Annotated in this window: 3 protein-coding genes; all 3 read right to left on the reverse strand. The window is 64.8% G+C overall.

Features of this window, described 5'->3' with window-relative positions; all coding sequences use genetic code 11:
* Nucleotides 1–1,353 (reverse strand): reverse transcriptase/maturase family protein (locus AC31A1_RS47965; protein ID WP_489659357.1); only part of this gene is annotated, 1,353 nt, incomplete at its 3' end.
* Nucleotides 1,354–1,995: 642 nt separating this feature from the next.
* The gene (locus AC31A1_RS47970; RefSeq protein WP_489659358.1) at nt 1,996–2,619 is read right to left on the reverse strand and encodes a pentapeptide repeat-containing protein; all 624 of its coding nucleotides are present in this window, start codon (nt 2,617–2,619) and stop codon (nt 1,996–1,998) included.
* Nucleotides 2,620–3,375: 756 nt separating this feature from the next.
* On the reverse strand, nt 3,376–4,050 hold the full coding sequence (locus tag AC31A1_RS47975) for a DUF2637 domain-containing protein (RefSeq protein WP_489659359.1): 675 nt from the start codon (nt 4,048–4,050) through the stop codon (nt 3,376–3,378).
* Nucleotides 4,051–4,053 lie beyond the last annotated feature (3 nt).

Genomic DNA, 4,053 nt, shown 5'->3' on the forward strand with positions numbered 1-4,053 from the left:
CAGCGGATGCACGCCCCGGGCAGACACCCGCGCGTTCACGAACCTTGACCGGCTACACCACTTCGCGGGACACCATCGCAGGTAGTACTGGATAATGCCCCGGTAAACGGTTCCGAACGTCGCCACGATCGCATGATCGCTGCTGTTGATCAGGGGCGTCCTCTTCGCGGGTTTTCCGCGGGCGAGATAAGGGGCGCACTTGGCTTTAATCACGTCCCGTGGGACACGCAGAGCGATCTGGCCGTTGACACGACGGTAACGGCCTGTCTTCTTCGTGTCGTTGTGCTGGGTCGTGATCTCGTAGCCGAGAAACCTCGCTGCCCCGGTGCGGGCATGAGTGATCAGCGTCTTCTCCTGGGACAGTTCCAGCTTGAGTTCGTCACGCAGGAATTGGGCCAGGCACTGTTTGATCTGCTCGGCTTCGGCTTTTGGTCCGGTGAAACCAAGGAGGTGATCGTCCGCATAGCGTATGTAGCGCAGCCTGCGGTAGGCCGGATCGTTGGGATCCGCGCTTGGCAGACTGACCATCCGCTCACGCAACGCACGGGCCAAAACCCGATCGCCGCGTCGGCGGGCTTTCGCCAGCAAATTCTGCAACTCCAGATAGGCCGGGTTTCGGGCCCGGCGTTTCCCTCGGGTGTACTCCGGAATCAGAACTTTTTCGACAAACTCGTCCAGCTTGTGCAGATAGATGTTGGACAGAACCGGGGATGCCACTCCGCCTTGCGGCGCTCCGGAGAGCGTGGCACCCCACTTCCACTCCTCCAGGTATCCGGCTGTCAGCATGTTGCGCACCAGCCGTAGAAACCGCTGGTCATGGATCTTCTCGCCGAGAACCGACAGCAGGACCTGATGGTCCAGGCTGCCGAAGCAGTCGGCGATGTCCCCTTCAATGAACCAGGATGTCCCGGTCCAGGTATGGTCAACCTCCCGCAATGCGGTGTGGCAGCCCCGACGGGGACGGAAGCCATGCGAGTGGTCGGAGAAGGTCGGCTCGTAATATGCCTCTAATAACAGGCGGATTACTTCACCGACGAGTTTGTCCGACCAGGTCGGCAGCCCCAGCGGGCGCATCTTCCCATTCTTCTTCGGGATATGGATGCGTCGGACCGGTTTGAAGCGGTAACGCTCGTGACGTATCGCCTCGGTGATCCGGTCGATCTTCCGCTGTGACATGCCGTCCACGGTTTCCGGCGTGACCCCGGGCGTCATCGCCCCATGGTTGGCGTAGATGCGACCGTAGGCCAGCAGATACAACTGCGGGTTGAACAGTTGCCGATACAGTTCCTCGCACGGCAGGCCACGCCTGCCGCGTTCACGCAGGACACCCAGCACCGTTTTGGCGCTCTGCATTACGCATACCTCCCGGGTTCGAGTGTCCGAATCACCTGGCCCCCTTCGCCCGATGCGGACGGCTTTCCCGTCCTCCCTGGCCGGTCGTGACTCCGGCGACTACTACGGGGCCTCCGTCACCATAGGACTCGCGTCCCGTAGGTGATCCCACGTTCGTCTCTGTCTGTACGTTCTAGCGCGACTTAGGCGTCCCACTCATCTCCTTGAATGTCCTCGTTGGACATCGCTCCGCACCCCGGAGGTGCACCGGGCAACAATGAAACCCCGTGCAGAGTGCGGCGCCGGTTTCAGTTGTTTTTCCGGCGGATGGGAACTTGCATCTTCTGGAGATTGGGCTTCAAACAATCCAGTCTTCGCCATATCGCGCGGGCCGCCCAGCACACCGCCTCTGACAACTGAGCCCGGTCACTGGTTTTCTGACATGCTGTTGTCCCCTTCACCTTTCGGATCCAGGTGAGACATTCGGCCCAGGAACCTCCTTCCGAGTTCCTCCCGGTTGAACCGGGGATACAAACAGAGCGCCTCGTGGCGCACAAGATCCGCTCCACGTTCCATGAGGGGCCGCCTCACCGCCCGCCCCTCCCCCGTGCCGTAGGACAAAAGCTCCCCTCAACAACGAGCTTCCCCGCCCAAACTCCCAGCTCAGACCGCCATCCTTCTGCTACGCGCCCCGCCGACCAGGTACGCCTCGCGCAGATTCGATCCGGGGAGGTTGGCGCTGCTGAGGTGCGCGCCGCTCAGGTTGGAGTCCGGCAGGTTCGCGGCGCCCACTCCGGTGAGGTCCTCTTCGATGCTCCCCTCGCGGCTGGCGCTGCGTACGGCGATGTGCGGCAGATAGGCGTCGCGCAGATCCACCTCGGAGCTGCCGTCGTGGGCGGGATTACGGCGTGCGAGGACCTCGAAGGCGGCCTGGACATCGGCTTCGGGCCGTCCGGCGTATCCCGCGCTCTCCTTCCCGGCGGGCAGGGAGTGGGCGCGGATGTAGGCGGACAGGACGTCCACGATGGATGCCTGGTCGCGGGACGAGTCCTTCATGATGCGCTGCAGGGCGTAGATGCCGCCCAGGCGCACGTCGGCGGAGGAGTTGCCCAGATTGTCGATGGCGGCCGTGTAGCGGTCGGTGATCTGTCCTTCCCTGGTCGTAGCCGTTTCGTTGTGATTCAGAAGCACGCTGATCAGTACGGCCGCGATGGCGGCGATGGCCGTCAGCGTGCTGCCGATCGCCGTGCCGAGCACTTCGATGTGACGCGTCCAGTCCCGCGCCACCCCTGTCTGGTCGCCGGCGTGTGAGTCCGGTGTCGACAGCCGTGTGGCATCCGTATCGTCCGGGCGCCGCACTGCATCGCCGGGGTCAGACGGAGTTGGCGTCTGCGGGTCACAGGCCCCCGTCCGTTGCTGTCCCGTCGTGGCACGAACTGCCGCTCGGCGTTGGGCAATACGGCGAAGCTGCTGTGCTGATCTCCTGCCCTGGGAAGCGCTCGTCGCCATGACGTCATTTGATCTGACCAGCGCGGTCATCCGGGGAGTCTTTACAGCTCCCGCACGGCCTCTTGCACCACGTGAGCGGCGATCTTTGCCGTGCCATGCCTCAGAAACGGCGGTCAACGGCAGAGGCCGCGCCAGCCGTACGTCCCGGAGGACTCTGCAGCCACAGCACGCGTACGACGATCGGCTTCCCGACAGCGACATCTGCCATGCGGAACGGCCGACCGCCCCGTCGAGAGTGGGCGCGAACGACAGCCTGCCCGGCAGCCGGTGTGCCGCGGCCCAGACCCTGGGCACCCCACTGCTACCCATCGTCGAGCAGACCGGGGCGACGGCTCCTGGCACGTATGGCCCCCTAACCGCCCACATACACACCTCCTTGGTCAACGTGTCGGTCCACGGCCCCTTCTCCGACCTCCACGGCCGCCACCGACTCCGCCGGCTCGCTCGCCTGCGGCCTGTCCGGGTCTATGACGTCGTTGGTCGCCGCCCGCGCCATCATTGGAGATTGTCAAGGCAGTCCTGAAACGTCAGCACTCACTCTCGGACGCCGCCATTGCGGCTCGCCCGCACCAAAGCCACCAACTCCCTCGACCGATCCGCACCGATCCGCAGCTCCTTCCGCAGCGACTCAGCCGACACCGGACGCTGATGCAGCTCCCGATGCCGGGCATCCATCCGCCGAGCACGCTCCAACAGCGGATCACCACCACCACGTTCACGACCGCCATCGCCCTCGGCGTCCCCCGCACCCCCGCGCCCCGTCTCCGCCCGGACACTCGGCCGGTGAGCCAACAACTCCACCGACAACAGCAACGCGACCGGCGGCCAACCCGCCACCAGCACCGGCTTCCACGCCAGCGCCGGCGCCGCCGCGATATTCGCAGTCAGGGACACCGCGATCCCCAGCAGAAAGGCCAGCCACACCACATACCGTCCCCGGCGGGCACCACCCGGCGACGGTTTCAGCAAGCCAACCGTCGCCAGCAGCAACAAACCGTCCACCGACAGCGGCCACAAGGACGCGCTCACCTCATCCGCACCACCTTGCAGGGCGAACTCCCGCTGATGCACATAGGAGGCATACGCCGCCACCCCCGCAACCACCAACGCACAACCCCGCCGCAACCACGCATCAAGATCAGACGGACCACTCTCTGCCACCCGGCGCGGCTCCCGGCTCGGGACAAACTCGGCACCCGAGGTGTTCATCGC

This window comes from Streptomyces sp. P5F9 (assembly GCF_057961495.1).

What these genes read in the sequence shown, in the direction of transcription:
- AC31A1_RS47975 (WP_489659359.1), bottom strand. Translation starts at nt 4,050, where the DNA reads ATGAACACCTCGGGTGCCGAGTTTGTCCCGAGCCGGGAGCCGCGCCGG.